Here is a 25,904-nt window from a genome sequence, read left to right as displayed (position 1 = left end):
CCGAGCCAGGATTCGAAATCTGCCACGTCCATGGATCGTCTCCTCACATCAAACCAGACCCTCGTAGCCAATATCAACAGCTAACGCCACAAGAGCCATCACCTTTGATCCGCTGGTCGCCGGCACGCCGATCGCGCTCGGCGGCACCGGCGCCGGTACGCTCGATATCGGCGGATCCCTGCTCGCCGCCATCACGCCTGGCGCCGCCGTGCTCGAAATCGGCAACAGCCTGTCCGGGCCGCTCGATGTCGCCGCCGCGTTGAGCCTGACGATCCCCGACATCGTGCTGCACGGCAACGGCGTCGCGGTAAACGCCTCGCTCGCCGCCGATACGCTCGACCTCGAAAGCACCGGCTCGATCAGCCAGGCAGCACCGGTCAGCGCCACTCAACTGATCGGCGCGGCCAATGGCACGGTCCTGCTGACGGCATCGAACAGCATCGGCACGCTCGGGGGCTTTACCGATCCGAACGGCAATTTCGACCTGACCGACAGCGGCACACTGGTGGTCGCCGGCCCGCTCAGCGCCGCCAATGCCGCCTTGATCGCCAGCGATCTGGCGATTCCCGGCGCGATTACCACCGGGTCGCTCGCCCTGACCGCGACCAATACTATCGCCGGCTCCGGCACGCTGACCGCGCAGACGCTGACCGGCACCGCCGCTGACCTGAGCCTGACCGGTCCGAACCAGATCGTCACGCTCGGCTCGCTCGCGATCACCGGCGATGCGCTGTTCAACGACGCCACCGCGCTCACCATCGCCGGCCCGGTCAGCGCCACTATGCTTTCCCTGGGTGAGAATGGTGGGATCACCGAAACGGGTAGCATTACGGCGAAGACGCTCGCGAGTTACAACACGATCGGCGGCAATGTCGCTCTAACGGGACTCAATAGTATTGCCGTACTCGGCAGCTTCGCCGATGCCGCCGCCGTCACGCTCGATGATAGCGGCCCCCTCAGCATCGCCGGCCTGCTCTCCGCCGCCAGCGCCACGCTCAACACCGGCGCGCTCACCGAATCCGGCAGCATCACCGCCGGATCGCTCTCGGCCGATATCAGCGGATCACTCGCGCTGAACGGCACCAACAGCATCGCCACACTCGGCAGCATTATCGCAACCGGCGATGCCACCATCACTGACCATAGCGCGGTCACGCTCGATGGCACGTTCACCGCGCCGAACGCGACGATCACCGCCCCGGGAATCGGCATCAACGGCGGTATCCAGACCAGCCTGCTCTCACTCGCCAGCACCGGCAGCATCACCGGCGCCGGCCCGATCACCGCCGCCACGCTGACCGGCAGCGCCGGCCCGGTGGTCTCGCTCACCGGCGCCAATACCATCGCCAACCTCGGCTCGTTCACCGGCACCGGCAGCATGGCGTTCAACGACACCGTCGATCTGTTGATCGCGGGCTCGCTCAGCGCGCCGCAATCCATCAGCTTCGCCGATACCAGCCCGATCACCGAAACCGGCAGCATCACCACCAGCACGCTCGCGAGCTTCGGCGCCGGCCTGAACAGCGCCCAATTCACCGGAACCAACACCATCGCGGCACTCGGCAGTCTCACCGCCAGCGGCGCCCTGAGTTTCTCCGACACATCCGGCTTCGCTATCGCGGACCCGGTTGGCGCCGCCAGCGTCACGGTCATCACCCCAGGCAGCATCACTGAAAGCGGTGTGGTTGCGACCAATTTGTTCAACGCGACCGCCGCAGGCCTGCGCCTGACCGGCGCGAACCAGATCGTCACGCTCGGCACGCTCGCGATCACCGGCAATGCGCTGATCAACGACACCACCGCGCTCACCATCGCCGGTCCGGTCAGCGCCACGATGCTTGCCCTGGGTGATAATGCTGCGATCGCCGAAACCGGCAGCATCACCGCGGCCACGCTCGCGAGTTACAACACAATCGGCGGCAATGCCGCCCTCACCGGCACCAACAGTATCGCCACGCTCGGCAGCTTCGCCGATGCCGCCACTGTCACGCTCGATGATAACGGCCCCCTCAGCATCGCCGGCCCGCTGTCGGCCGCCAGTGCCACGCTGAACACCGGCGCGCTCACCGAACCTGGCAGCATCACCGCCGGATCATTCTCGGTCGACGTCAGCGGATCGCTCGCGTTGACGGGCACCAACAGTATCGCAACGCTCGACAGTATCATCGCGACCGGGGATGCCACTCTTGTTAACACTATCGCGGTCGCGCTTGACGGTATGTTCACCGCACCGAACGCGACGATCACCGCCCCTGGCATCGGCATCAACGGCGGTATCCAGACCAGCCTGCTCTCGCTCGCCAGCACCGGCAGCATCACCGGCGCCGGCCCGATCACCGCCGCCACGCTGACCGGCAGCGCCGGCCCGGTGGTCTCGCTCACCGGCGCCAACGCCATCGCCAACCTCGGTCCGTTCACCGGTACCGGCAGCATGGCGTTCAACGACACGGTCGCTCTGCTGATTGCAGGCTCGCTCACCGCTCCCGCCGGTCTCGCGCTCGGCGATGCCGCATCGATTACCGCAACCGGCGGCATCACCACGGGCACATTGACAAGCATCGGCACGATCGGCGGTGCAGCCCGCCTGGCCGGGCTGAACACCATCGCAACGCTTGGCGATTTCGCCGCCGCCGGCACGCTGAGCCTCGCGGATCAAACCAACCTGATCATCGCCGGCGCGGTCGCCGCCGCCAATACCACGCTCACCACACCGGGCAGCATCACTGAAACCGGCAGCCTGGCCACCGGCAGCCTCACTGGCAGCGCCGGCGCGCTGGAACTCACCGGCACCAACACCATCGCCACGCTCGGCGCCCTCAGCATCGCCAACGCCCTGCTTCTGCAGGACGCAACCCCGCTCACCATCGCCGGCCCGGTTGCCGCCGGCACTCTGGCGCTGGGCGATACCGGCGCGATCACCGAACCCGGCAGCATCAACGCGGCAACCCTGGCGAGCCTCGGCACCATCGGTGGCCCCGTCGCGCTCACCGACACCAATACCATCGCCACACTCGGCAGCTTCAGCGCCGGCAACACCGTCACGCTTGATGACACCGCGCCGCTGACCATCGCCGGCCCGTTCACCGCACCCGATGCCACGATCGCCGCCGCCGGCCTCACCGTGCCGGGCACCATCACCACCGATACGCTCGCCCTGCTGAGCGCCGGCGCCATCACCGCGACCGGCCCGATCGATACCGCAACCCTGCGCGGGCGCGCCGCCGGCACTCTGGCACTCACCGGCGCCAACCAGATCGGCACCATCGCCAGCTTCACCGCAACCGGCGACGCCACCATCAACGATGCCGCCCCCCTCACCCTCGCGGGATCGTTCACCGCCCCCAACGCAACCATCACCGCCGCCGCCATCGCCATCCAGGGCAGCATCGCCCTTCAGAACACGCTCGCCCTCGGCAGCCCCGGCAGCGTGACGGAAACCGGCGCGATCACCGCTCAAACCCTGACATCCGAGGGGATAATCGGCGGCAGCGTCGCGCTGACCGGCACCAACACCATCGTCGCCCTCGGCGATTTCGCCGCCCGCAACGACATCATTCTGCTCGATACCGCGCCCCTCACCATCGCCGGCACGCTCAGCGCCGCCAGCGCGACCCTCGGCAGCGCCGGCCTTTCGATCCCCGGCGATATCGCCGTGCCGGGCACCGTTTCGCTCGCCAGCACCGGCGGCATCACCGAAACCGGCACGATCGACCCTGCCCTGCTCACCGGCAGCAGCGCCGGGCCGGCCAGCCTCACCGGCACCAACGTCATCGCCACACTCGGTGCCTTCACCGTCGCCGATGGCGCCTTCATGCTGAACGATACCACGCCGCTCATCGTCACCGGCCCGCTCACCGCGGCCGATATCGCCCTGACCACACCGGGCCTCGCGGTTCCAGGCACCATCACCACGCCGGGCACCATCACCATCGCCGGCGGCGGCGTCAGTGAAACCGGCGCAATCGCCGCCAACCTGATCCAGACCACCGGCAGCCTCACCGGCGACGCCAGCCTGATCGGCACCAATCAGATCGGCACGCTCGGCAGCTTCAACGATGCCGGCCATTATCTCTCCCTGAACGATGCCAGGGCGCTCACCCTGATCGGCCCGGTCACCGCCCGCGCCGTCACCATCGCCGCCGCCGGCCAACTCGTGCTCGATGGTACCGCGGGCGGCGGCCTGTTCATCCAGGGCCAGGGCCTCGCCATGCCGATCGCGCCCGACGTGCAGCCCCGCGCCGGCATCGATTCGGTGCTCAGCGTCACCAACGGCGGAGCCCAGCAATTGCTGCAAACCGGGGCCTTCACCATCGATACCGGCCCGGTCGCCCAGGCCGCCGGCCTCGCCAACCAGCCCAACGGGGTGTTCATGCTGCTGCCCTCGACCGGCAGCGCCACCTTCGCCGACCTGCTCGCGCCCAACACCACCCTGGTCATCAACCTCGGCGGCGGCATGGCCAGCGGCCAGATGGCGCTCCACTTCCTTGTCGTCGCCGGCAGCGCGGCCGGACAGACCAATTTCGACGGCTCGCTCGGCAATCTGTCCGGGCAGGCCGCCGCACATAACGGCGTCGTCGTCCCGGTGCCCGGCACCAACTACCGCTTCAACGCCTGCATCATCGGCTCGGTCAATTGCACCGTTCTGCCGATCCTGAACCTGCCCGAAGCCAGCCCGATCCAGGATTACGACCTGGCCCCGACACGACGCCGCCGCCTTGACCGCGACGTCCGCCTGCCCGGCGTCGCCGCAAAGGACTACTGACCATGCCACGCGCCACCGGCATCACCCCGACCAGACCCGGTGATGAGACTGGGAATCAGCAAGGCCAGGGGCTCCGCCCCTGGACCCCGCTAAGGGCGGAGCCCTTAGAACCCGCTAGTTTTAGGCGGGGGGAGGGCATCCAGGCGATTGCCACGCCGAATCCCGTGCCCGCCCTCCCCCCGCCTAAAACGAATGGATTCCAAAGGCTCCGCCTTTGCTGGGGGTCCAGGGGGCAAAGCCCCCTGGCCTTTTTGACCCAAGTCGCATCACCACGCCCAATCGGCGTCATCGCCGTGCTGGGTCTGGCGCTGGGCCTTGCCGGTTGTGCGCGGCCGCCGTCGAGTGCGTATCAGGCGGCGGGCAATATTGGGGCGGGGCTGACCGGCCCGCAGTATGCCCTGGGCCACAACAGCAGTGGTGAGGCGTGTACGGCCAGCCGCGCGAAGGGTGGCGCGCTGGTCTATTGCGGCGGTTGGCAGCATCCGAGTGCGCGGGTGGTATCGGGTCCGGCGACGAATGCCGCGGGGCTGGTTGCGCTGGCGACGTCCGGTTCGTGGCGTGGCGGGCTGGAGGAGCGGTACGTGTGCGCGGCACCGCGCCCGACGACCGTGTTGGGGCGTTATCCGGGCGAGGTTTTGTTGTGCACGCAGCGCATCGGCGGTTGGCCGCATGTCGCGCTCGCGGTACTGATCGATGGTCACGCCTGGCTGGCCGATGGTGTGCAGCCGGCATTTCCGGTGATGCAGCGCGCAATCGGGCTGGTCAGCGGCGTGGCCACGCCCTCGACGGTGCGGGACGTTTCGGTTGCGACGTCGGACCGGCTGCTGGCGAACCGTCTCGCGGCGGCGGCGTTCAGTTCGGGCGATATCGGCCAGTACGACGCGTTGATGCAGGTCGGCAACAATGCCAACCAGGCCGAGGATTATGCGGCGGCGGTCACCGCATACCGCGCCGCGCTTGCGTTGCAGCAGAAGAGTCTCGGCCCGGACAACCCGAACACCGTGTCGCCGATGGTCGATCTGGCGCTGAATTTGTCGGATGAGGGGCGGTATCGCCAGGCGGATGCGCAATTTGCCCAGGCGCGGGTTCTGGCACCGCACGCGGCGGATGCCACGGCGCTGCCGCGGCTGCTGCATTATCGCGGGCTCGATGCGTTGAACCGCGGCGAGTACCGCCGGGCGATGGTGCTGCTGGCCCGCGCGGAACAGGGTTATGCCGCGCTGTTGCCGGCGGCGGTGTTGCAGCCGCACGCGCTGGTGACCGCCGATGAGTCGAGTTTCGGCGTCGCGGCAAATGGCGGCACGGCGCAGATCCTGACCGCGCAGACCACGCTGCTCAGCCCGGTCAGCCAGCAGGCGCTGCTCGGCGTGATCGAGACGCTGCGCTATTATGGCGTGGTGTTGGCCGATCTCGGTCATCCGCACGCGGCGGCGGCGAAGCTGCGCCTGTCTTCGATGATCGCGGCAGCGAATGGCATCGGCGCGCCGATCCTGCAGGCGCGGCTCGACCGGACGGCCGCCACGATCGACAGCGACACGGGCAATACCAGTGCCGCGGTGGGTCAATTGGCCAACGCCGCGCGCCAGTTCGCCCAGGCGCTGCCGGGCTCGCGCCCGGTCGCTGATACCGCGCTGCTTCAGGGCGCGGTGCTGATGCGCGCGGGCAATGCCGATGAAGCGGTCACCGCGTGCCGCGCCGGCGTCACGTTGCTGAACCGGTTGCGGCTCGGCACCTCGGCGCGGCTGATCGCGCCGTGCCTGTCAGCGCTCGATCGTGTGGCCCAGACCCGGCCGGGCGCGGCGCAGGCGCTGTATGGCGAAATGTTCGCCATGGCCGAACTCGCCCAGGGCAGCACGACCAGCCAAGAGATTGCGGAATCATCGGCGCGGCTGGCGGCGGATGCCCATAACCCGAAGGTCGCCGCCGCGATCAGAGCGCATCAGGACGCGGTGGTTGCACTCGCCCGGCTGTACCGCACGCGCGATGATCTGGTGCACGGCCGTGGCGGCACGGCGCCGGCGGCCAAGCCCGGCAGCCCATTGGCGATCACAGAGCTCGACGCCAAAATCGCCGCCGCCACCAGGCAATTGGCCGATGCGGACGAAGCGGTGCAGGCGGCAGCGCCGAATTTCGGCCAGCTGGTGCAGGAATCGGTGCCCGCCACCGCGGTGATGCAGCAGTTGCGCCCGAACGAGGCGTTCCTCGACATCATGCTCGCGCCGCAGCATGCGTGGCTGTTCATGCTGCAGAACGGCCGGATCGCGGTGGCCCGGACCGGCGTGGGTGAGGCACCGATGACCAAACTGGTCGAGGCGGTGCGCCACAGCATCGAGCCGACCCAATCCGGTCTACCGCCGTTCGCGATGGACGATGCCGCGGCGATCTATCAGGCGACCATCGCCCCGTTCAAGACTGACCTCACGCATACCGTCGCGATGGTGGTGGCGCCGTCCGGCCCGCTGTTGTCGCTGCCCTTCGCCCTGCTGCCGACCGGCCCCGCCATGACCGCTGGCCCGGCCACCACCTCGGGCGGCAACCTGGGCATGACACCGTGGCTGATCCGCAAAATGACCCTGGTCTATGTGCCGGCGGCGGCGAATTTCGTTTCGCTACGCGCGGTGCAGGGCAATTCCCGCGCCACGCGCCCCTGGTTCGGCTTCGGCGATTTCAAACCAGTCACGCCAACCCAGGCCGAGGCCAGTTTCCCCGGCGGGGCGTGCGGCCAAAGCGCGCAGTTGTTCGCCGGCCTGCCGCCGCTGCCCTATGCCAAACTCGAACTCGCCGCCGCCCAGGCGATTTTCCACGCCCCGGCCAGCGATGAATTGCTCGGCGCGCAGTTCACGGTGCCCGCCGTCGAACACGCCGATTTGTCCGATTACCGGATTCTGCACTTCGCCACCCATGCGCTGCTGCCCTCGGAACTGCCCTGCGCCCAGGAACCCGCGATCGTGACCTCTGCACCACCTGATGCGAAATCCGCCGCGCGGGCGATGCTGACGACCTCGGACATCACCAACCTGCATCTCAACGCCAATCTGGTCATCCTGTCGGCCTGCAACACCGGCGGCAGCAACGGCCGGGCCGGTGGCGAGGCGCTGTCCGGCCTCGCGCGCTCGTTCTTTTTCGCCGGCGCCCGCGCGCTGATGGTGACGCAATGGGCGGTAAACGATCAGGTCAGCTCCTATCTGGTGGCGACCACGCTCGAACACGTCGCCGCCGCTGACGATGGCGGTGCCGCATCCAGCCTGCGCAGCGCGCAGCTTGCCCTGATCGACAGCGCCGGGTCGGGCGGCGTGCCGGCCAGCGTCGCCGATCCGTTCTACTGGGCGCCGTTCGTGGTGATCGGCGATGGCGGACGGCCGGCGCCGAACCTGGCCAATTACCGGGCGGTCGGTCAAGCGAAACGGTCCTTCTGAGATGGCCGGTGACGATCCGGCCACGCTCGGTAAATACGATGTGGTCCGCCCTTTGGGCCGTGGCGCGATGGGCGTGGTGTTCGAGGGGTTCGACCCGATCATCACCCGGCGCGTCGCGATCAAGACGGTTCGGCTCGACCGCATCGATGAGACCGAGGGAGCAGAGGATCTGCTGCGCTTCAAGCGCGAGGCCCAGGCCGCCGGTCGGCTGACCCACCCCAACATCGTCGGCGTCTACGATTACGGCGAAACCGATGCACTCGCCTACATCGTGATGGAATTCGTCGAAGGCGACACGCTGAAGTTCCTGCTCGATCGCGGCGATCGCTTCACCCCGGCCGATGCCGTGGCGATGCTGGAATCACTGCTTGCCGGCATCGCCTACAGCCATGACAATGGCGTGATCCATCGCGATATCAAACCCGCCAATGTCATGATCACGCGCGATGGGCGGGTGAAACTGGCCGATTTCGGGGTTGCACGGATCGAAAGCTCGAGTCTGACCCAGGCGGGCACCATGATCGGCACGCCGTCGTATATGTCGCCCGAACAATTCATGGGTCAGACCATCGATTCGCGGACCGACATCTATTCCGCCGGCGTGCTGCTGTATCAACTGTTGACCGGCGAAAAACCGTTCGAAGGCTCGGTCACCGCGATCATGCACAAGGTGCTGAACACCGAGCCGCCGCCGCCCTCCGCGCTGTCGGTTTCGGTGGCCCCCGCGCTCGATGCGGTGGTGCGCCGCGCGATGGCGAAACGGCCGGAGGACCGCTTTGCCGGCGCCCGCGATTTCGCCCAGGCCCTGCGCGATGCCACCGCCACGGCCGATGATGCCGATGCCACCATGATCGCGACACCCGCCCGCCCGACGATACGCGTTGCGGACGAACCGGCAGTTCGCCCGCGCCGCACCGGGCTGATCGCGGGCATTGCCGGTGCTGCGTTGATTGCGGCAGGCATCGCCGCCTTCATGGTAACGCGCCACCCCGCGCCGCACGCGGCAGCGCCGCCGAAAACAGCCGCAGTCGCCCGCCCGGTCGCGCGCCCCGGTGGCGCGGCGCTAACCGGCATCGTCGGCACCGGCGAACAGCAGGCGCTCAACACCGCCGCAACCAGCGCCATCCCCCCCCTGCCCGTCACCCTCGCGCTGGAACCCTTCACCGGCCCCTATTGCGGCGTGCTCGATGCGGTACGCGCGGACGCCCCGCCGTTCGCGGCCGACCCCGATCGCTTGCGCCTGCGCCTTGCGCACCATGCCACCCGCCTGGGCGCCGGCCAGCATATCGTGGTCGATCTCACCCTGCCTGACTTCGCTGGCTACGCCGAGGTCGATTACATCTCGAGCAGCGGTGCGATCTATCGCCTCTATCCCAGCCCCGCGCTGCCCGCGGCTCTGCTCCCGGCCTCCGATCATCTGGTGCTCGGCAAATCCGCCGCCGCAAGCTGGGCGGTTGCTAAGCCCTTCGGCCGCGACATGATCCTCGCCATCGCAAGCTCCGCGCCGATCAACACCATGCCGAAATCGTTATCGGGTGATATGAAGACCTTCCTGCCCGCGCTCAAGGCCACGCTGGCAAAGTTGCAGGCGCAGGGTGCCACGATCCGCACCGCCGCGATCGTGTTAGATACCGTCCCCCCGTAGCCGGCGCGCCGCCAGCGCCACGCAACGCTCGAACGCCGCCAGCGAGTCGAACGCCAGTTCCTCGCCCGCGTGCGGCAGCACCACCGGGCAGGACCCGCCAAACTCCACGGCGCCCACCACCATCAGATTATCCGCGAGCCCGAAGCTTTCATGCATCAGCCCCGCGACATCATCGGCGATCCGTCCGGCCTGCGCCCGGCTGCGCGCGGCGAACGGCACAGCGCTGTTGGAATACCCGAACACTGGCTTGCCGTGCCCGAAAAACCAGCCCAGTTCAACCAGCGTGCCGGCGTCAGCCGAGGCGCCGCGAAACGGCGTGAGGTTCGCGATGATGATGTCGCTCACCTCCATCATCGCCACATCCTTGTGAAAAATCGCGCGCCACGCCTGATCTTCGCTCATCGCCGCCGTGCTCGCATCATCGAGCGGTGCGAGCCCGACAATGCCATAGCGCGCCGCGATCGCGATTTTCCGCGCCGCCTGCGCAGTCGCATTCGGCAGGAACACATCGGGTCCCGCCAGATACGCCGTGATCGCCCGATCAGAAGGCAGCGTCTTCAAACTCCATCATGGTCGCCGAGCCAGATTGGATGGCGGCGAGCAGCGCGCCGGTCTGCGGCAACAGGCGCTCCATGAAGAATTTCGCCGTCTGCACCTTGGCGCGATAAAACTGTGCATCCTCGCTATCCGCCTTCGGTGCCGCGATCGCGACCATCCGCGCCCAGACGAACGCGAGTGCCGCCAGCCCGAACAGCCGCAGATAATCGACCGACGCCGCGCCGATTTCATCATGGTTCGACATGGCGTTTTCCATGATGAACCCGGTCGCGATCTGCACATGCTCGATCGCCTGCTGCAACGGCGGCAGGAACGGCGCCAGCGCCGCGTTGCCCTCATGCGCCTCGATAAATTCCAGCACCGGATCGAGGAAACGGGTGAGCAGGCGCCCGCCATCCTGCGGCAACTTGCGTCCGACCAGATCGAGCGCCTGGATGCCGTTGGTGCCTTCATACAGCATCGAAATCCGCGCGTCGCGCACGTATTGCTCGATGCCATGGTCACGAATATAGCCGTGCCCGCCGTAGGTCTGCACCGCCAGCGAGGCAATTTCGAAGCCCAGATCGGTGAACATCGCTTTGACGATCGGGGTCATCAACGAGGCGAAATCATCCGCGGCCTGCTTTGCATCGTTATCGCCCGATTTCGCGAGTATCTCCAACTCGCGCGCCACCCAGCCCGCGAGCGCACGGCAGCCCTCGATGTAGGCGCGCATGGTCAGCAACATGCGCCGCACATCCGGGTGGACCATGATTGGATCGGCCTGCTTGTCCTCGGCCTTGATGCCGGTCAGCGAGCGCCCCTGAATCCGATCCCGCGCATAGGCGACCGCATTCTGATAGGCGGTTTCCGCAACACCGAGCCCCTGGATTCCCACCGAAAGTCGTTCCGTATTCATCATGGTGAACATCGCGCGCAAACCCTTGTGCGCCTCGCCTACGAGCCAGCCCGTCGCACCATCGAAACTCATGGCACACGTCGCCGACGCCTTGATGCCCATTTTGTGCTCGATCGCGGTGCATTGCAGCCCGTTGCGCGGCCCGACCGAACCATCCTCGCGCAGTAGAAATTTCGGCACCACGAACATCGAAATCCCCTTCACGCCGGCCGGTGCGTCCGGCAGGCGGGCGAGGACGAGGTGGATGATGTTCTCGGTCAGGTCATGCTCACCGGCGCTGATGAAAATCTTGTTGCCGGTGATGCTGTAGCTACCATCATCGTTCGGCACCGCCCTCGTGCGCAGCATCCCTAAATCTGTGCCACAATGCGGCTCGGTCAGGCACATCGTGCCGGACCATTTGCCGGACACCAGATTGGGCAGATAGGTCTGCTTCTGCTCGTCGCTGCCAGCATGGTTGAGCGCCACATAGGCGCCATGCGACAGGCCGGGATATAGCCCGAACGCCACATTTGCCGAACACAACATTTCCTCGACCATCATGGCCGCCGGCACCGGCATGCCCTGGCCGCCGAATTCCGGGTCCGCCGCCATCGCGGTCCAACCGCCCTCACAGAACGACTTGTAGGCATGCTTGAAGCCGGATGGCGTGCGCACAACGCCATTTTCATAGGTGCAGCCTTCAAGATCGCCCGACTGATTGAGCGGGAACAGCACGCCTTCGGAGAATTTCGCAGCCTCCTCCAGCACGCTGTCGATCAACTCCGGCGTGAACTCGGCATTGCCCGGCAGTGCGGCTATTTCGTTGCTGTCGAACAACTGATGCAGCACGAAACGCATATCCTCCAGCGGGGCTTTATAGATCGGCATGGGTCTCTCCGTTCGGTTGGATCAATTACGCAAAGGTCGGCCGGTTTCCAGCGTGTGTTTGATACGCGCCTGGGATTCCTTGGTGCGGAACAGCGCCATGAAGGCCTCGCGTTCCAGCGCCATCACATCCGACTCAGTGACCGGGTCAATGATATCCGCATCACCCCCGGTCAGCACCCGCGCCAGGTGGGTCGAAACCGTCACATCGTGCGCGGTCGCCATGCCCTTCTTGCGGAACTCTGCCACCGCCATCCCAAGCCCGACCCGGCCGGACTCACCGGGCAGTTGCAGCACGACAGGCTCGGGCGGCCGATATCCCGCCACCTTCGCCAGCGCCAACGCCTTGGCATCGGCCAGCACGCGCATCCGATTCATCGTGATTCCGTCATCGGGTTTCAGGAATTTCAAATCCTTCGCATCCGCCGCCGAAGTCGAGACCTTCGCGGTCGAAACCATCTCGAACACTTTGGCCACAGCCGGCATTGGCCCCTTCGGCGCGTCCTTCGGAGTCTGCCAACGTGCCAGCATCGTGGCACAACCGCCCCACCCCGGCACCAGCCCGACACCGCATTCCACCAACCCTATGTAGCTCTCGGCATGGGCCTGCACCGCAGCGCAATGCAGTAGAATCTCGCACCCGCCGCCGAGTGCGCGCCCCGCCGGCGCACCGATCACCGGGAACGGCGCATAGCGCAACGCCTGATAGGTTTTCTGACCGTCCTTGATGCTGCCTTCAATCTTGCCCCACATCCGCAAATTCGCGGCGAACACCGCAAGTCCCAGATTGGCCCCGACCGAGAAATTCTCCCGGCCCGGCCCCGCGCGGAGATTTTCGGTATAGATTACGAGCGCCTGGTAACTCTTGGCGACCAGTGCAACGGTTTTATCAAGCAACGATAAAATATCGCCGTCCAGCGAATTCATGATCGAGTGGAACTCAAAACACAGAACACCATCACTGATGTCCCACACCGACGCCGATTTATTGGTCAACACTGGCTTCTGGCCGCGCTTGATATCTTCGAGTAACACAACGCCCGCGGGACGTCGCACCGGGCGATAAGTGCCCGCGCTGTCGAATTGCATCAAGGCACCGTCGACAGTTTTATAAAATGTCCCGTCTGCAAGCTTCGCCAGGATCGGTGGCACCGCAATGCCGAGCGGACCCAACCGCTCGGCGACCCACGCCGCGCCAAGCTTGTCGATCAACTCGAACGGGCCGTATTTCCAAGTATAGCCCAGGCGCATCGCCTCATCGATGTTGCTGATGTCATCGGCAATCTCGGGTACCAGTGCCGCCGCATAGGCGAGCACCCGCCCGAGCACGCCCCAGGCGTATTGACCGGCAACGCTCTTGGCGCCCACCAGTTTCTTCAGATCCTTTTTGGCGTCCTTCACCTCGGCGATGTCGGATTTCGCGGTCTTGCGCCATTCCAGCACGCCACCGGCGGCCGCCTTGAGCGACAAGGTCTCGCGCAACGCCTCTGCCCCCCGGCCGCTGCGCCGATAAAACCCACCCTTGCCTTTTCGGCCGGTATAGCCTTGATCGATCATCATCCCGATCATTGGCATGTCCCGATTCATCGCATGAAACGCATCCCCTGGCGGCAACAACCGCGCGAGCGATGCATTGACATGCGGCCCCAGATCGATCCCGACCAGATCCATCAACCCGAACACGCCGGTCGATGGCAGCCCCATCGGCTTGCCCATGATCGCATCGGCATCCTCGATTTCGATGCCCATCTCCATCGCCAGCACCAGCGCCGTCTGGATCCAGTAGGTCCCAATCCGGTTAGCGATGAAGCCCGGCGTATCACGGCACGCGATCACTGATTTGCCGAGCATCACGTCACAAAACTGCGTGATCGACTCGACGGTGTTTGCATTCGTCTCCGGTCCGGTCACCAATTCGAGCAGCCGCATGTAGCGCGGCGGATTAAAGAAATGCGTGATCACGAAATCCGGCCGCAGGCTTGCCGGCATCGCCGCCATCAATTTGGCAAGCGGAATCGTCGATGTGTTGGATGACACGACCGAACCCGGCTTCCGCACCGCGGCCAGCCGCGCATACAGCGCCTGCTTGACATCGAGCCGCTCGATCACCGCCTCGACGATCCAGTCGCACTCGGCCAGACGCGCGAAATCATCCTCGGTGTTGCCCGGCGTGATAAGCCGCGCCGCCTTCGCTGACATCAAAGGCGCCGGCTCGATTTTTTTGAATCGCTCGATCGCCCCTTTGGCAATCGCGTTGCGATCCGCGCTGCCCGGCATGACGATATCGAGCAGCATCACCTTCACACCGGCATTGGCAACATGTGCGGCAATCGCCGCCCCCATCACGCCCGCGCCGATCACTGCAACCGATTTGATTTCGGACATCAAACCGCCTCCAGCACCGTAGCGATCCCCTGCCCACCGCCGATGCACTGCGTCGCCAGCGCATACCGCCCGCCCTGTTGCTGCAACAACTGCGCCGCCTTGCCGGTAATCCGCGCCCCGGTCGCGCCGAGCGGGTGGCCAAGAGCGATGGCCCCGCCATCAAGATTGACGCGCGCGGCCTCAAGCTCCAACTCGCGCATGCAGGCCAGCGCCTGGGATGCGAAGGCCTCATTCAACTCAACCACGTCGATCTCGCGCGCCGTAATCCCTGCCCGCGCCAGCGCCTTGCGCGACGCCGCGACCGGCCCGATGCCCATGATATCCGGCGCGCAACCGGCCACTGCCACCGCGGCGATCCGCGCCATCACTGTCAGACCATGCGTGCGCGCATAATCCTCCGAACACACCAGCACGGCAGAAGCGCCATCGGTCAGCGGCGAGGATGTGCCGGCGGTCACAGTGCCGTTGGCATCGAACGCCGGTTTCAAGCTGGCAAACCCCTCGCGCGAGGCGTCGTGGCGAATGCACTCGTCCTGCGTCGCGTTCGCCTTGCTCAGCGTGATCGGCACGATCTCATCGGCCAGACGCCCAGCCGTCTGCGCGGCCGATGCCTTCATATGGCTCGACAGCGCGAACTCCTCCTGCGCTTCACGGGTAATCTGCCAGCGCCGGGCGACGTTTTCGGCGGTGTCGCCCATTCCCATGTAGGCAGCAGGGTTTTTCGCGTACAGCGCGGGCGAGGGCATCGGATTGTATCCACCCATCGGCACCCGCGTCATGCTCTCCACGCCCACCGCAATGAACGCCTCGCCCGCCCCCATCGCAATCGCGCCCGCCGCCATATGGATCGAATACATCGATGATCCGCAGAACCGGTTGACCGTGGCACCCGCGACCGTAATCGGCAGATCTGCCAGCAGCGCAATCAACCGCGCCACGTTCAGCCCCTGCTCGGCCTCGGGAAACGCGCAACCGACAATAATATCCTCGATGTCTTCCGGGTTCACCTTGCTGCGCGCCACCAGAGCGCGCACCACCTCGGCCGCCATTTCATCGGGGCGCACCCGGGTCAGGCCCCCCTTTCGGGCCGGTGCGAACGGGGAACGGGCATAACCGGCAATGACAGCGTTGGTCATGATAGTGACTGGCTCCTGAGACTTTTATTTTTGCAGTTTCTGGATCGCGATTTCCGACTGGCGCTCAATATCACCAAGCTCGGCAAGACTCTGTTCAAGCGCGGCACGCTGCTCCTGCAGCTTCGCAATCCGCTTGCGCACGGCAGCCAACAACTGGCGCACCTGGGTATGCTGCGTCGGGTCGATATCGTACAGGTCGAGATAATCCTTAATCTCCCGCAACGAAAAACCCAGCCGCTTGCCGCGCAAAATCAACATCAGCCGCGCCCGATCGCGCGGTGTGTAGACGCGCGTGGTGCCGGCCCGGCTCGGGTTAACCAGCCCCTTGTCCTCGTAAAAGCGAATGGTACGCGCGGTCACGCCAAGCTGGCGCGCCAATTGGCTTACCGAATACAGCGCTCGTGGCGTCCCGCCGGCATCCGCAACCTCCCGCTCATGGCGCGCGTGTAACGCGGCCATCGCCGGACTCTCAGTCGTCAATACAGTCATGCCCAATCCTGGATATTTTGAAACAAAGTTTCCGGTTTTCGTATCGATGAACATGGACGATTCCGCGCGTTTACGCAAAGAGGATAGCTATTACGTATAGGATATACCCTTCCGTTTGTCCAGCGTCCGGCACTGGCGTCAGCCGAGGGTGGCAAGGCCTTCTTTTTTGAAAAAAAGAAGCAAAAAACTTTTATTCGTCTGGGCCCGTGCCGATGAAACCGCCTGTACCTAAATTCAAAAAAGTTTTTTGCTGCTTTTTTTCAAAAAAGCAGTCTCGCTTCGCCTAAACCTTGGCCTGCGCCTTAGCCACCTCCTCAGCCACCAACTCCTTCTTCGACAATTTACCCACCATCGTCTTCGGCAGGCTCTCACGAATCTCGACCGTCTTCGGAATCTCGATCCGGTTCAAATGCGCCTGGAGAAATTCGAGTATCTCGGCCTCGGTCGCCACCGCTCCGGGCCGCAGCGTCACGAACAGCTTGGGCGCCTGGCCGCGATACGCGTCAGGAATGCCGATCGCCACGGCATCCTGCACCGCAGCGTGCTGATACGCCGCCTCCTCGATCACGCGGGGATACACGTTGAACCCGCCACACAGGATCAAATCCTTGATCCGGTCAACGATGAACAAATACCCATCCTCATCCAGATACCCGATATCGCCGGTCCGCAACGCACCATCGACAAAGCTCGCCGCGGTCTCCGCCGGCCGGTGATAATAGCCGCGCATCACCTGCGGCCCGCGCACGCAAATCTCGCCGCGCGCGCCCTGCGCCAGCACGACCTCAGGATGGTCGGGGTCACGAATTTCCACAATCGTACCCGGCAGCGCTCGGCCGACCGAGCCGATCTTCACACGGTCCGGTGGCGTGGTCGTCACAATCGGCGAGGTTTCGGACAGCCCATACCCTTCCAGAATGGGGCAGCGCGACAGGAGCTGAAACCGCTCCATCCCCTCGAGCGACATCGGCGCGCCGCCGGACATGCAGAAATGGATGAACGATAAATCCATCCCCGCACCGGCAGCGTTGCAAATCGCGGTATACAGCGTCGGCACGCCCGGCAGCATGGTAGGCCGCTTGCGCGCAATCGTCGCCATCAGCAGTTTCATGTCGAGCCTGGGCATCAGGATCAACTCGGCGCCGATCGCCACACCCAGATTCATCACGCCGATCCGCTCGGTGCCGCGCCCGATCGTCGGGTTCGCCGCCAGAACCTGCTGGATATTGGCGGTGATATTGGCATGCGTCAGCATCGCGGCCTTCGGCGTGCCGGTGGTGCCGCCGGTATATTGCAGCACCGCGATATCCTGCACCGGATCGATCGCGACAGGCTTGGGTTTCGCTGCCCCGGCAATCAGCCTATCGAACCGCAGATACACTTCGCCATCCGGCACGGCGGCAAGATCCCTCGCCTTGAACGCGCGGAACAGCAACGCTTTCAGCAGCGGAAGGGCCGCCACCATCGAACAGACGATCACCCGGTCCAGCAACCCCTGATCCACCAGCCGGCCGATCTTTGCCTGGATCATCGCGATATCCAGCGTCACCATGATCCGCGTGCCAGAGTCCTTGATCTGCCCGGCCAGCTCCCGCTCCGTATACAGCGGATTGAAATTCACGACCGTGCCGCCGACCTTCAGGATTGCGAAATACAGGATCACCGAATACGGCGTGTTTGGCAGGCACAGGCCGACGCACACGCCCTTGCCTACCCCCAGCGCTTGCAACCCCGCGGCCGCACGATCGGCCAAATCCGCCACCGTTCCCCAGGTCTGGCCACGCCCGAGAAAATCGATCGCCGGGCGCCCGGCAAACCGGCGCGCCGCGTCATCGAGCAAATCAATCAGGGGGGTGGGAACGGCAACAAAATCGACATCGGCATGATTGGCTGTAGCGTCCACTTCGGTGTCCTCCAGAGTCGGCCGGATTTTGTCCAACGCCGTATCGAACTACCCTTTTGGACGATCCCTTGCCGTTAACGTCAATACTACCAAGCCGACCCCGCCTTGGCAAGAATGCCGCCCGCGCAAAAAAACGGGGCCCAGAGGACCCCGTGATCGACAACCCCGAAGTCAGAAACTTCAGACGGCTTTCAGGTTGATGGCGGCAGCCTTGCCCCGTTCCATCGCGATTTCGTATGAGACTTTCTGGCCTTCATTCAGGCCGCGCATGCCCGCTGCCTGAACTGCCGTGATATGAACGAATACATCCTTGCCGCCATCCTGCGGTACGATGAACCCGAAACCTTTTGTGGTGTTAAACCACTTGACAGTGCCGATCGCCATTGTTGCGTCGTCGCTCCTAAGACACACCCACCGTGCGACCGCCGCACGGCTCAAGAGGGACAACCGGGTTTTGGACGTCTTGGCCGCATACGGAGACCCGTCTCGTGCAACAAGGCAAGCCAAAGTCGATTGCATAGTTAATGACGCAGAAAGATGCGTGCCTGTCAACGCGAATACGCATGGCTCGCGCAGCGGACACGCCCTTTCCCGCAGCGCGTGACAATATTCCCCGCCGGAGGTCCTATTTGCGCCCAAACCGCCGAACGGCGATAAGTGCAATCGTCTGTTCCAGGGAGGATAATTCGTGATCGTATCGAAAACATTTGAGACAATTTCCACTCAGAAAAGTTTCGGTGGCACGCAGAGCGTGTACCGCCATGAATCGACCGAGACCGGCTGTCCGATGCGCTTTGGCGTATTCCTGCCGCCCCAGGCCGCTGACGGGCCGGTGCCGGCGCTGTACTACCTTGCCGGCCTTACCTGCACCGAAGAGAATTTCGTGGTCAAAGCCGGTGCGCAGCGCATCGCCGCCGAACTCGGCATCGCGCTGATCGCGCCCGATACCTCGCCCCGCGGCCTGCACTACCCCAGCGAAGACGATGCCTACGATTTCGGCTCCGGCGCCGGCTTCTATGTCGATGCGACCGAAGCACCCTGGCAGACCGGCTATCGCATGTATTCCTACATCAGCCGCGAACTGCCCAACCTGTTGAACGCCGAACTCCCGATCGATCCCGCCCGCATCGGCATCTTCGGCCATTCGATGGGCGGCCACGGCGCGTTGACCATCGCGCTCAAACACCCCGAAACCTTTAAATCGGTCTCCGCCTTCGCGCCCATCGTGTCACCGATGCGCTGCCCCTGGGGCGAAAAGGCGCTGACCGGCTACCTCGGCGCCGACCGCACCGCCTGGCGCGCCTATGACGCCACCGCCCTCATCGCCGATCGCGGCTGGGCCGGCCCGCCCATCCTGATCGACCAGGGCAGCGCAGACCCGTTCCTGACCCGCGAACTCAAGCCCGAACTGATGCAGGAGGCCTGCGCCGCCAAGGGCGTCGCGCTGGACCTGCGCATGCAGGATGGCTACGACCATTCGTACTTCTTCATCGCCAGCTTCGTGGAAGATCACCTGCGCTTTCATGCGAAATATCTCTGACGCGAAAAGTCTCGGAGGCAAATGTCCGGCGGTCGCCCGCCGGACATCGCCGAGCTCAATCGGGATGCGCGCCGTCGATGCTGTTCTCCAGCACCGCCCCTGTCTTCGCATCCACGCCGACCTCGTGCGTCGCACCCGCTGCCTTGATATCGAACGAATAGCGCAGACCGGACCCACCCGCCTCGCGCTCCAGTTCCATATCCGTAACCCGCCCCCTCTGCGCCTTCAACGCGATGGCCTGCGCATGGGTCGGCGTGATCGCCGCATCCTTCTGCAAAGCTTGCCCGGAATAGGCCAACCCCGCGCCGCACGCCGCCACCGAGACCGCCGCGATCAAGCCAATGTTCCGGATCGATACAATACGCTTCGTCATGTGTGTCTCCTGATGCCACGGCCCACGATCGGCCGCACTGCCATCAGGCGCCGTGCCGCAAACCCAGACCATGACAGCGGCTGTATCGATCGGTAACCTCGAATTGCCGCTGGCAAAACCGTGACCCATAATGCTTGCAAGGCGCTCGGAGCGAGGAAGACCATGGGCGAGCATTTGACGATCGGCGAAGCGGCGGCGGGCAGCGGCGTGTCGGCCAAGATGATCCGGCATTACGAGTCGATCGGATTGATCGAACCACCGGTGCGTGGTGAGAACAACTACCGGTTCTACGATCCGCGACTGATCCATGAATTGGGCTTCATCCATCGCGCCCGGGATCTGGGATTTTCGATCGCGGATATCCGGGTGCTGTTGTCGTTATGGCGCGACCGCAACCGGCCATCGGCCGAAGTGAAGGCGGTGGCGCTCGCACATCTCGCCGCGCTGGATGCAAAGGTGGCCGGGTTACAGGCGATGAGCGCGCAATTGCGCCATCTCGCGGCGTGCTGCCATGGCGATGATCGGCCGGATTGTCCGATCCTCGATGATCTGGCGGCGCAGGGACGCCGTGCCGCGGCCGGATGACGGTGGTGAGCCAACGAGCAGACGACCTGCAATGTCCTTCACCGCCGCACACAATCGAGCAGATAATTACCGTCGTTATCCTTGCGAACGCCATGAATATCGGCCTCGAACCCAGGAAACTGCCGATCCCAGGCCGCGGCGAAGCGCAGATATTCGATAATGAGCGGCGAGGACACGCGCTCCCCCGGCACGATCAGCGCAATGCCCGGCGGATACGGCACCACCATCCGCGCCAGTACCCGGCCGTGCAGCGCGTCGAGCCCCACCTGCTCGACCCGGCCGCCGGCGAGTTCGGCATGCGCCTGCTGCGGCGTCAGCACCTGTTCGGGCAGGGTTTCGAACATCGCATTCTGGATCGCGAGAACCCGGCCATCCTGATAGACCGCGTGCTGCGCCGTGCACAGATCGCGCAGACCCATGCGCTCATAGGCGCGCGATTCGCGGACCAGATCGGGCATCACATCGGCCAGTGGCGTGTTGGCCGCATAATGCGCGCGAAACGCCAGCAATTCAGTGACCAGATTGCTCCATTTGCCGCGCGAGACGCCGAGGGTGAACAGGATCAGAAAATGATACGTGCCGATCTTTTCGACCACGATGCCGCGCGACCACAGGAATTTCGCAACGATCGGCGCCGGAATGCCATCCTCATCACCCAGACCCGGGCACAAAATAGTCACCTTCATCGGGTCCAGCAGCGAAAACCCCTCGGTGATCTCGGCAAACCCGTGCCAGGCGTCGCCGGGTTTCAGCGTCCAATCCACCTGGTCGAACCCGGCACCCGCCGGTTCCCATAGCTTGAACCACCAGTCGCCACGCGCCGCGAAGGTATCGCCCAACGCCGCGATGCTGCGCCGGAACGCCGCCGCCTCGTGCAAGGTTTCATCGACCAGCGTGCGCCCCGCTGCACCGCGCATCATCCGCGCCGCCACATCGCACGACGCAATGATGCCATACCAGGGCGAGGTACTGGAGTGCATCATGAACGCCTCGTTGAATCGGTCAGGATCGAGTTTCTGCGCCGAGCCCTCCTTCAGATGCACCATCGACGCCTGCGAAATCGCGGCCAGAACCTTGTGAGTCGATTGCGTCGAAAACACCAAAGGTTCGACCGGCCCCGCCCCGTCGCTCATCGCGTAAAAACCACGATAAAACTCATGAAAATGCGCCTGGGCGAGCCATGCCTCATCGAAATGGACCGCATCCGCCACCGGCGCCAAAGCCAGCTTCACCGCATCCGCGTTGATGCACAGACCATCGTAGGTCGAGTTCGTCACCGTAGCGATCCGGATGCGCCCGCCCGCCTGCGCCGCAATCGCCGCCGCTTCGAATTGCGCGCGCGGGATCGGGCCGATAATGCCATACGCATTGCGACTCGGCCGCAGATAAATCGGGCTGGCCCCGGTCATGATCAGCGCATGCACGATCGATTTATGGCAATTCCGGTCCACCAGAACCTTGTCGCCCGGCCCGACCAGACCGCTCCAGACGATCTTGTTGGCCGATGACGTACCGTTGGTAACGAAAAACGTCGAATCCGCACCAAAACTCTGCGCGGCCTCACGCTCCGCCTCGCGCACCGGACCCGCATGATCGAGCAACGAACCCAACTCCGGCACCGAGACCGACAAATCCGCCCGCAAGGTCGTCTCGCCGAAAAACCGGTGAAACGCCTGGCCGACCGGCGAGCGCATGAACGCCACCCCGCCACCATGACCAGGCGTGTGCCAGGAATACTTCGCCGCATCGGTATAGCGCACCAACGCCTTGAAAAACGGCGGTAACATCGCATCCAGATACCGATGAATCGCACTCGACACATAGCCCGCCATAAACGCCGGACTGTCTTCATGCAGGTATAAATACCCGTCGATCCGCTCCATCAGCGCCACCGGCGGATCATCCGGCATCCGCCGCTCGCCATATAAAAACAACGGCAGATCCGGCGCCCGCGCCAACGCCAGGGCCACGATCCGGTCCAACGCCTCGATCAACGCATCACGGTCGGCAAATCCGTCGATCGACACCAGCACGGCCGATAAGCCGGTGTACAGCACGCGCCCGGCCCGCGCATCGTCAACCGTCAGCCCGGCCAGCACCGCATGGCCCCGCGCCTCGAACGCACCAACCAACGCCCGGACCACACGGCCCGCCGCCGATTCTGCGGCATAATCGTCGTCGACCACCGCAATCGGATAATCCTGCAAACTGCTCATCGCCGCTCCTTATGCTCGCCGGTATGATCGTGGCGCCCGATTATATCAGTTCGGTCGGCAGGGTAATTCGGAACAGAGTCCCATGGTCGGAGGTTGCCACCAGGTCGAGTTCGCCGCCATGAGCGCGCACGAGGTCGCGCGCGATCGCGAGGCCCAGACCGGTGCCGCCGCGGCGGGCGGAACCGGTAAAAGGACGGAACAAATTGGCGCGGGCTTGCTCAGGCAGGCCGGGACCATCGTCCTCGATATCGATCGTGACAACGCCGGCTTCGCTGGCCGCCCGCACCGTCACATGCCGGGCCCCCGCCTCGGCAGCGTTGCGGATCAGGTTGAACAGAGCACGGAACATCTGCGTCCGGTCCAGCGGCGGAGCCAGACCGGACGGGATTTCCGCTGCGACCGCCACCGTTTCGACCTGCGCCATCACCTGATCGGCCACTTCACCGACCAGATCGCCCAAAGGAAACCCGGCCCGCAACACCGCCGGCGGCCCCTCACGCGCGAAGGTCAGCGTCTTGGTGACCAGATCGGTCGCGCGCTCCACCGCGGTCACCAGCGTCGTCGCCGCACGCCGTGTGCCAGGGTCGTCGCTGCCCGACAGCCGGTCCGCGACCAGCAACGCCGAGGACAAAATGTTGCGCAGATCATGGCTGATCTTCGCAACCGCCGTGCCCAACGCCGCCAGTCGCGCATTGCGCCACAAAGCGGCTCGCAACTCGGTCTGCATCGCGGTGAGTTCACTGGCGGCCAAGGCAATCTCGTCATCACGAACCCGCCGGCGGCGCGGCATCGCAACGGGCGCCGCATGCTCCGGATCGGCCCGAAACCGCGCGATACTCTCGGTCAGCCGGCGCATCGGCAACACCAATATGCGGTCGAGCGCCAGATACACCATCAGCCCGGTCACCAACGCAATTGCCACCGATAACGCCGCGATATGCGCCATATACCGCCGCAAATGATCCGCCAAAGTCGGATTGTGCACGACAATCTGGACGATCACACCCTTTTGTAACGGACTTGGCGACGTCACCAGAATGTCCGGCGGCTCCAGGTTGAGCACCACCGCAACCGCCCGCACCATCGAACCAATCAACGTCTCATGCGCAATATTGATCTGGCCCTCCGCATGAACCGTGCCACGCGGCGGCAACACCAAAATACTCCGCCCGCCCTCGACCAGCCGGATCGCCTCCGTGCCCGACAACCGCAACAACTCGTTGCGCGTCGATAAATCGACCACACCATGCGGCGCCGTCGAGACCGTCAAACCCGCTAGATGCGCCTCCGTCACACGGTTGGTCAGCCACGCCATCCGCTCCCGCCCCAAACTCGGCAACAGAATCATCACCTCGACCAGCAACGTCACACCCACCGTCAACCACAACAACCGCGCCGATAAACTATGCCGCACCCGCCGCGCCATCGGCCTCAACATCCGCCGCTCCGGCGCATGACCGCAACGGGGGCCGGGGTTAAAAGCAAGGAAGGCCGGGGGCTCTGCCCCTGGACCCCGCTAAGGGCACAGCCCTTAGAACCCGCAGGTTTCAGGCGAGGGGAGGGCATCCAAACGATTGCCGCTCCAAATTCCATGCCTGCCCTCCCCTCGCCTGAAACTAATGGATTCCAAAGGCCCTGCCTTTGGCGGGGGGCCAGGGGGCAGATCCCCCTGGCCTTCTTTGGCTCGACCCCGGCCCCCGTGGCGGTCATGCGCCCGCGCGACCGGCGGTGAAGAGGCGGTCGAGGAAGGTGCGGTCGGCGTTGGCGCGGGATTCGGGGGTGAGGCCGGCGAGGGCCTGGTCGGCGGTGTATTCGGTGAAGGCGAGGCTGGGGGGGAGCATGGCGCATTCGGCGTCGATGGCGGTTTGGAAGGCGATTTCCTGGACGCGGTTGAGGATATCGTTGGTTTGGGTGGGCACGCCGGCACGGAGGCGGCTTTGGGCGCGGATGAGGACGAGACGGGTTGGATTGAGGGCGAGGAGTGGTGCGAGGGGTGGGTTACCGGAGTAGGCGCCGTCCCAGTAGGCGATGCCGTCGATGGTGACGGGGGGAAACAGCATGGGCAGGCAGGAGGAAGCGAGCAGGGCGTCGGTTGTGATGTCCTGGTTGGTAAAGATGCGGGGGCGGCCGGATTCGACGGCGGTGGCGGCGATGAACAGGCGTTTGGCGCTGGGGTGGATCAGGGCGTCGGGGTCGAGCAGGTCGGCGAGGATGGGGCGCAGCGGGTTCTGACCGAGCGGGTTGATGGTGGCGGCGCCGAACATGTTGACCAGGGCGGACATGCCTTGCATGGCGATGCTGTTGCCGAATTCGCGGCCGATTTCAAAGCCGGGGACCCAGCGGTCGAGGTGGCCGGTGAGCGGGGCGAACATATTGGTGGCGACAACGCGGTCCCAGAATGCGGCCATGGCGGTGCGGGCGCCGGTGGCGCCGTTTCGCACGAGGCCCTGCACGGCCATCGTGGCGAGAATGGCGCCGGAGGAGACGCCGCACACGGCATCGAAGGTGAAGCCGGTTTCGAGCAGGGCATCGAGCACGCCCCAAGCGTAGGCGCCGTGGGAGCCGCCGCCTTGGAGGGCCAGGGCAGTAGGGCCGGCGGTTCGGGCGCTGTTCTTGGTCATGACCCATAGTGTGGGCCGAACGCCGTTTCGGCAAGCGCACAGGGTTCCGGGGTGGTAAAGCGAAGGAAGAAGGAAGGTCTTCTTTTTTGTGAACAAAAAAGAAGCAAAAAAAACTTTGTTCGTTTGGGACTGCGCCGCTTCAAACGCCCGTGCTCCAGGGTCAGAACGTTTTTTGGTTTTTTCCAAAAAAGAAGTGCTTCCTTCCTCCTTGCCTTAAACCCACACCCAACCGCGCTGATTTGTTGACGGCAGCGAGCCGTGATGCTTAAGACGGCGCGACGATGAGCCGCTCCACCCGGAACGCGGCCTCGTGTCCGTTTTTGTCATCATAATGATCTGCCCGTCAGACCGGGATTTGTTGGAGTACAGACCGTGAAGCGCACTTATCAGCCATCCAAACTCGTTCGTAAGCGCCGCCATGGTTTCCGCTCGCGCATGGAGACCGTTGGCGGCCGCAAGGTTCTGGCCAATCGTCGTGCCAAGGGCCGCAAGCGCCTTTCGGCCTGATTT

Annotated in this window: 17 protein-coding genes; 6 read left to right on the top strand and 11 right to left on the bottom strand. The window is 64.6% G+C overall.

Going from position 1 to position 25,904, the window contains the following annotated elements:
- Positions 1-208: 208 nt before the first annotated feature.
- From B7X49_RS07705 to B7X49_RS07695, 3 genes are all read left to right on the top strand, one after another.
- Positions 209-4,762: a hypothetical protein gene (locus tag B7X49_RS07705; protein ID WP_286703270.1), complete on the top strand. Its 4,554-nt coding sequence runs from the start codon at positions 209-211 to the stop codon at positions 4,760-4,762.
- A 251-nt stretch (positions 4,763-5,013) separates the two neighbouring features.
- A complete protein-coding gene (locus tag B7X49_RS07700) occupies positions 5,014-8,178 on the top strand; it encodes a CHAT domain-containing protein (RefSeq protein WP_286703271.1) in 3,165 nt (1,054 codons plus the stop codon).
- 1 nt (position 8,179) lies between these two features.
- Positions 8,180-9,823 carry a serine/threonine-protein kinase gene (locus B7X49_RS07695; protein ID WP_286838874.1) on the top strand — a complete coding sequence of 548 codons (1,644 nt, stop codon included), beginning with the start codon at positions 8,180-8,182 and terminating at the stop codon, positions 9,821-9,823.
- Here the strand turns inward: B7X49_RS07695 and B7X49_RS07690 are convergent.
- The 7 genes from B7X49_RS07690 to B7X49_RS07660 all read right to left on the bottom strand — a co-directional run bounded on the left by B7X49_RS07690 (position 9,803) and on the right by B7X49_RS07660 (position 18,443).
- Positions 9,803-10,384: a nucleoside 2-deoxyribosyltransferase gene (locus tag B7X49_RS07690; RefSeq protein WP_286703273.1), complete on the bottom strand. Its 582-nt coding sequence runs from the start codon at positions 10,382-10,384 to the stop codon at positions 9,803-9,805. The genes B7X49_RS07695 and B7X49_RS07690 overlap by 21 nt on opposite strands.
- Positions 10,365-12,149: an acyl-CoA dehydrogenase C-terminal domain-containing protein gene (locus B7X49_RS07685; RefSeq protein WP_286703274.1), complete on the bottom strand. Its 1,785-nt coding sequence runs from the start codon at positions 12,147-12,149 to the stop codon at positions 10,365-10,367. Before B7X49_RS07685 ends, B7X49_RS07690 begins: the two co-directional genes overlap by 20 nt.
- 21 nt (positions 12,150-12,170) lie before the next feature.
- Positions 12,171-14,531 carry a 3-hydroxyacyl-CoA dehydrogenase/enoyl-CoA hydratase family protein gene (locus tag B7X49_RS07680; protein ID WP_286703275.1) on the bottom strand — a complete coding sequence of 787 codons (2,361 nt, stop codon included), beginning with the start codon at positions 14,529-14,531 and terminating at the stop codon, positions 12,171-12,173.
- Positions 14,531-15,667 carry a thiolase family protein gene (locus B7X49_RS07675; protein ID WP_286703276.1) on the bottom strand — a complete coding sequence of 379 codons (1,137 nt, stop codon included), beginning with the start codon at positions 15,665-15,667 and terminating at the stop codon, positions 14,531-14,533. The genes B7X49_RS07680 and B7X49_RS07675 overlap by 1 nt, the downstream gene beginning before the upstream one ends.
- A 24-nt stretch (positions 15,668-15,691) precedes the next feature.
- Positions 15,692-16,126: a MerR family DNA-binding transcriptional regulator gene (locus B7X49_RS07670; protein ID WP_035229414.1), complete on the bottom strand. Its 435-nt coding sequence runs from the start codon at positions 16,124-16,126 to the stop codon at positions 15,692-15,694.
- 313 nt (positions 16,127-16,439) lie between these two features.
- Positions 16,440-18,059, bottom strand: coding sequence for a long-chain fatty acid--CoA ligase (locus B7X49_RS07665; RefSeq protein WP_286838869.1), 1,620 nt, complete (start codon positions 18,057-18,059; stop codon positions 16,440-16,442).
- Positions 18,060-18,239: 180 nt separating this feature from the next.
- Positions 18,240-18,443 carry a cold-shock protein gene (locus B7X49_RS07660; RefSeq protein WP_029312631.1) on the bottom strand — a complete coding sequence of 68 codons (204 nt, stop codon included), beginning with the start codon at positions 18,441-18,443 and terminating at the stop codon, positions 18,240-18,242.
- Positions 18,444-18,747: 304 nt separating this feature from the next.
- Here B7X49_RS07660 and fghA point away from each other — a divergent pair, with 304 nt between their 5' ends.
- A complete protein-coding gene (gene fghA, locus B7X49_RS07655) occupies positions 18,748-19,599 on the top strand; it encodes an S-formylglutathione hydrolase (RefSeq protein ID WP_324504008.1) in 852 nt (283 codons plus the stop codon).
- Between the two features lie 55 nt (positions 19,600-19,654).
- Here fghA and B7X49_RS07650 read toward each other — a convergent pair whose 3' ends face one another.
- On the bottom strand, positions 19,655-19,972 hold the full coding sequence (locus B7X49_RS07650; protein ID WP_286703278.1) for a PepSY domain-containing protein: 318 nt from the start codon (positions 19,970-19,972) through the stop codon (positions 19,655-19,657).
- Positions 19,973-20,146: 174 nt separating this feature from the next.
- Between B7X49_RS07650 and cueR the strand changes: the two genes are divergently transcribed.
- Positions 20,147-20,557, top strand: coding sequence for a Cu(I)-responsive transcriptional regulator (gene cueR / locus B7X49_RS07645; protein WP_286703294.1), 411 nt, complete (start codon positions 20,147-20,149; stop codon positions 20,555-20,557).
- Positions 20,558-20,595: 38 nt separating this feature from the next.
- On the opposite strand, the gene B7X49_RS07640 is transcribed toward cueR, so the two are convergent.
- The 3 genes from B7X49_RS07640 to B7X49_RS07630 all read right to left on the bottom strand — a co-directional run bounded on the left by B7X49_RS07640 (position 20,596) and on the right by B7X49_RS07630 (position 25,394).
- The gene (locus B7X49_RS07640) at positions 20,596-22,773 is read right to left on the bottom strand and encodes an arginine/lysine/ornithine decarboxylase (RefSeq protein WP_286703279.1); all 2,178 of its coding nucleotides are present in this window, start codon (positions 22,771-22,773) and stop codon (positions 20,596-20,598) included.
- Positions 22,774-22,813: 40 nt separating this feature from the next.
- The gene (locus B7X49_RS07635) at positions 22,814-24,211 is read right to left on the bottom strand and encodes a HAMP domain-containing sensor histidine kinase (protein WP_286703280.1); all 1,398 of its coding nucleotides are present in this window, start codon (positions 24,209-24,211) and stop codon (positions 22,814-22,816) included.
- A 268-nt stretch (positions 24,212-24,479) separates the two neighbouring features.
- Entirely contained in the window at positions 24,480-25,394 is a 915-nt protein-coding gene (locus B7X49_RS07630) for a patatin-like phospholipase family protein (RefSeq protein ID WP_286703281.1), read from the bottom strand.
- 372 nt (positions 25,395-25,766) lie between these two features.
- On the opposite strand from B7X49_RS07630, the gene rpmH reads away from it, so the two are divergent.
- Positions 25,767-25,901, top strand: a complete 135-nt coding sequence (rpmH, locus tag B7X49_RS07625) for a 50S ribosomal protein L34 (RefSeq protein ID WP_076454639.1) — start codon at positions 25,767-25,769, stop codon at positions 25,899-25,901.
- Positions 25,902-25,904: the final 3 nt, after the last annotated feature.

Origin of the sequence: Acidiphilium sp. 34-64-41 (genome assembly GCF_002282635.1) — a bacterium.
GTDB lineage: Bacteria > Pseudomonadota > Alphaproteobacteria > Acetobacterales > Acetobacteraceae > Acidiphilium > Acidiphilium rubrum.
The sequence above is the reverse complement of the archived record's forward strand: the minus strand, read 5'-3'. Positions and strand labels throughout refer to the sequence as shown.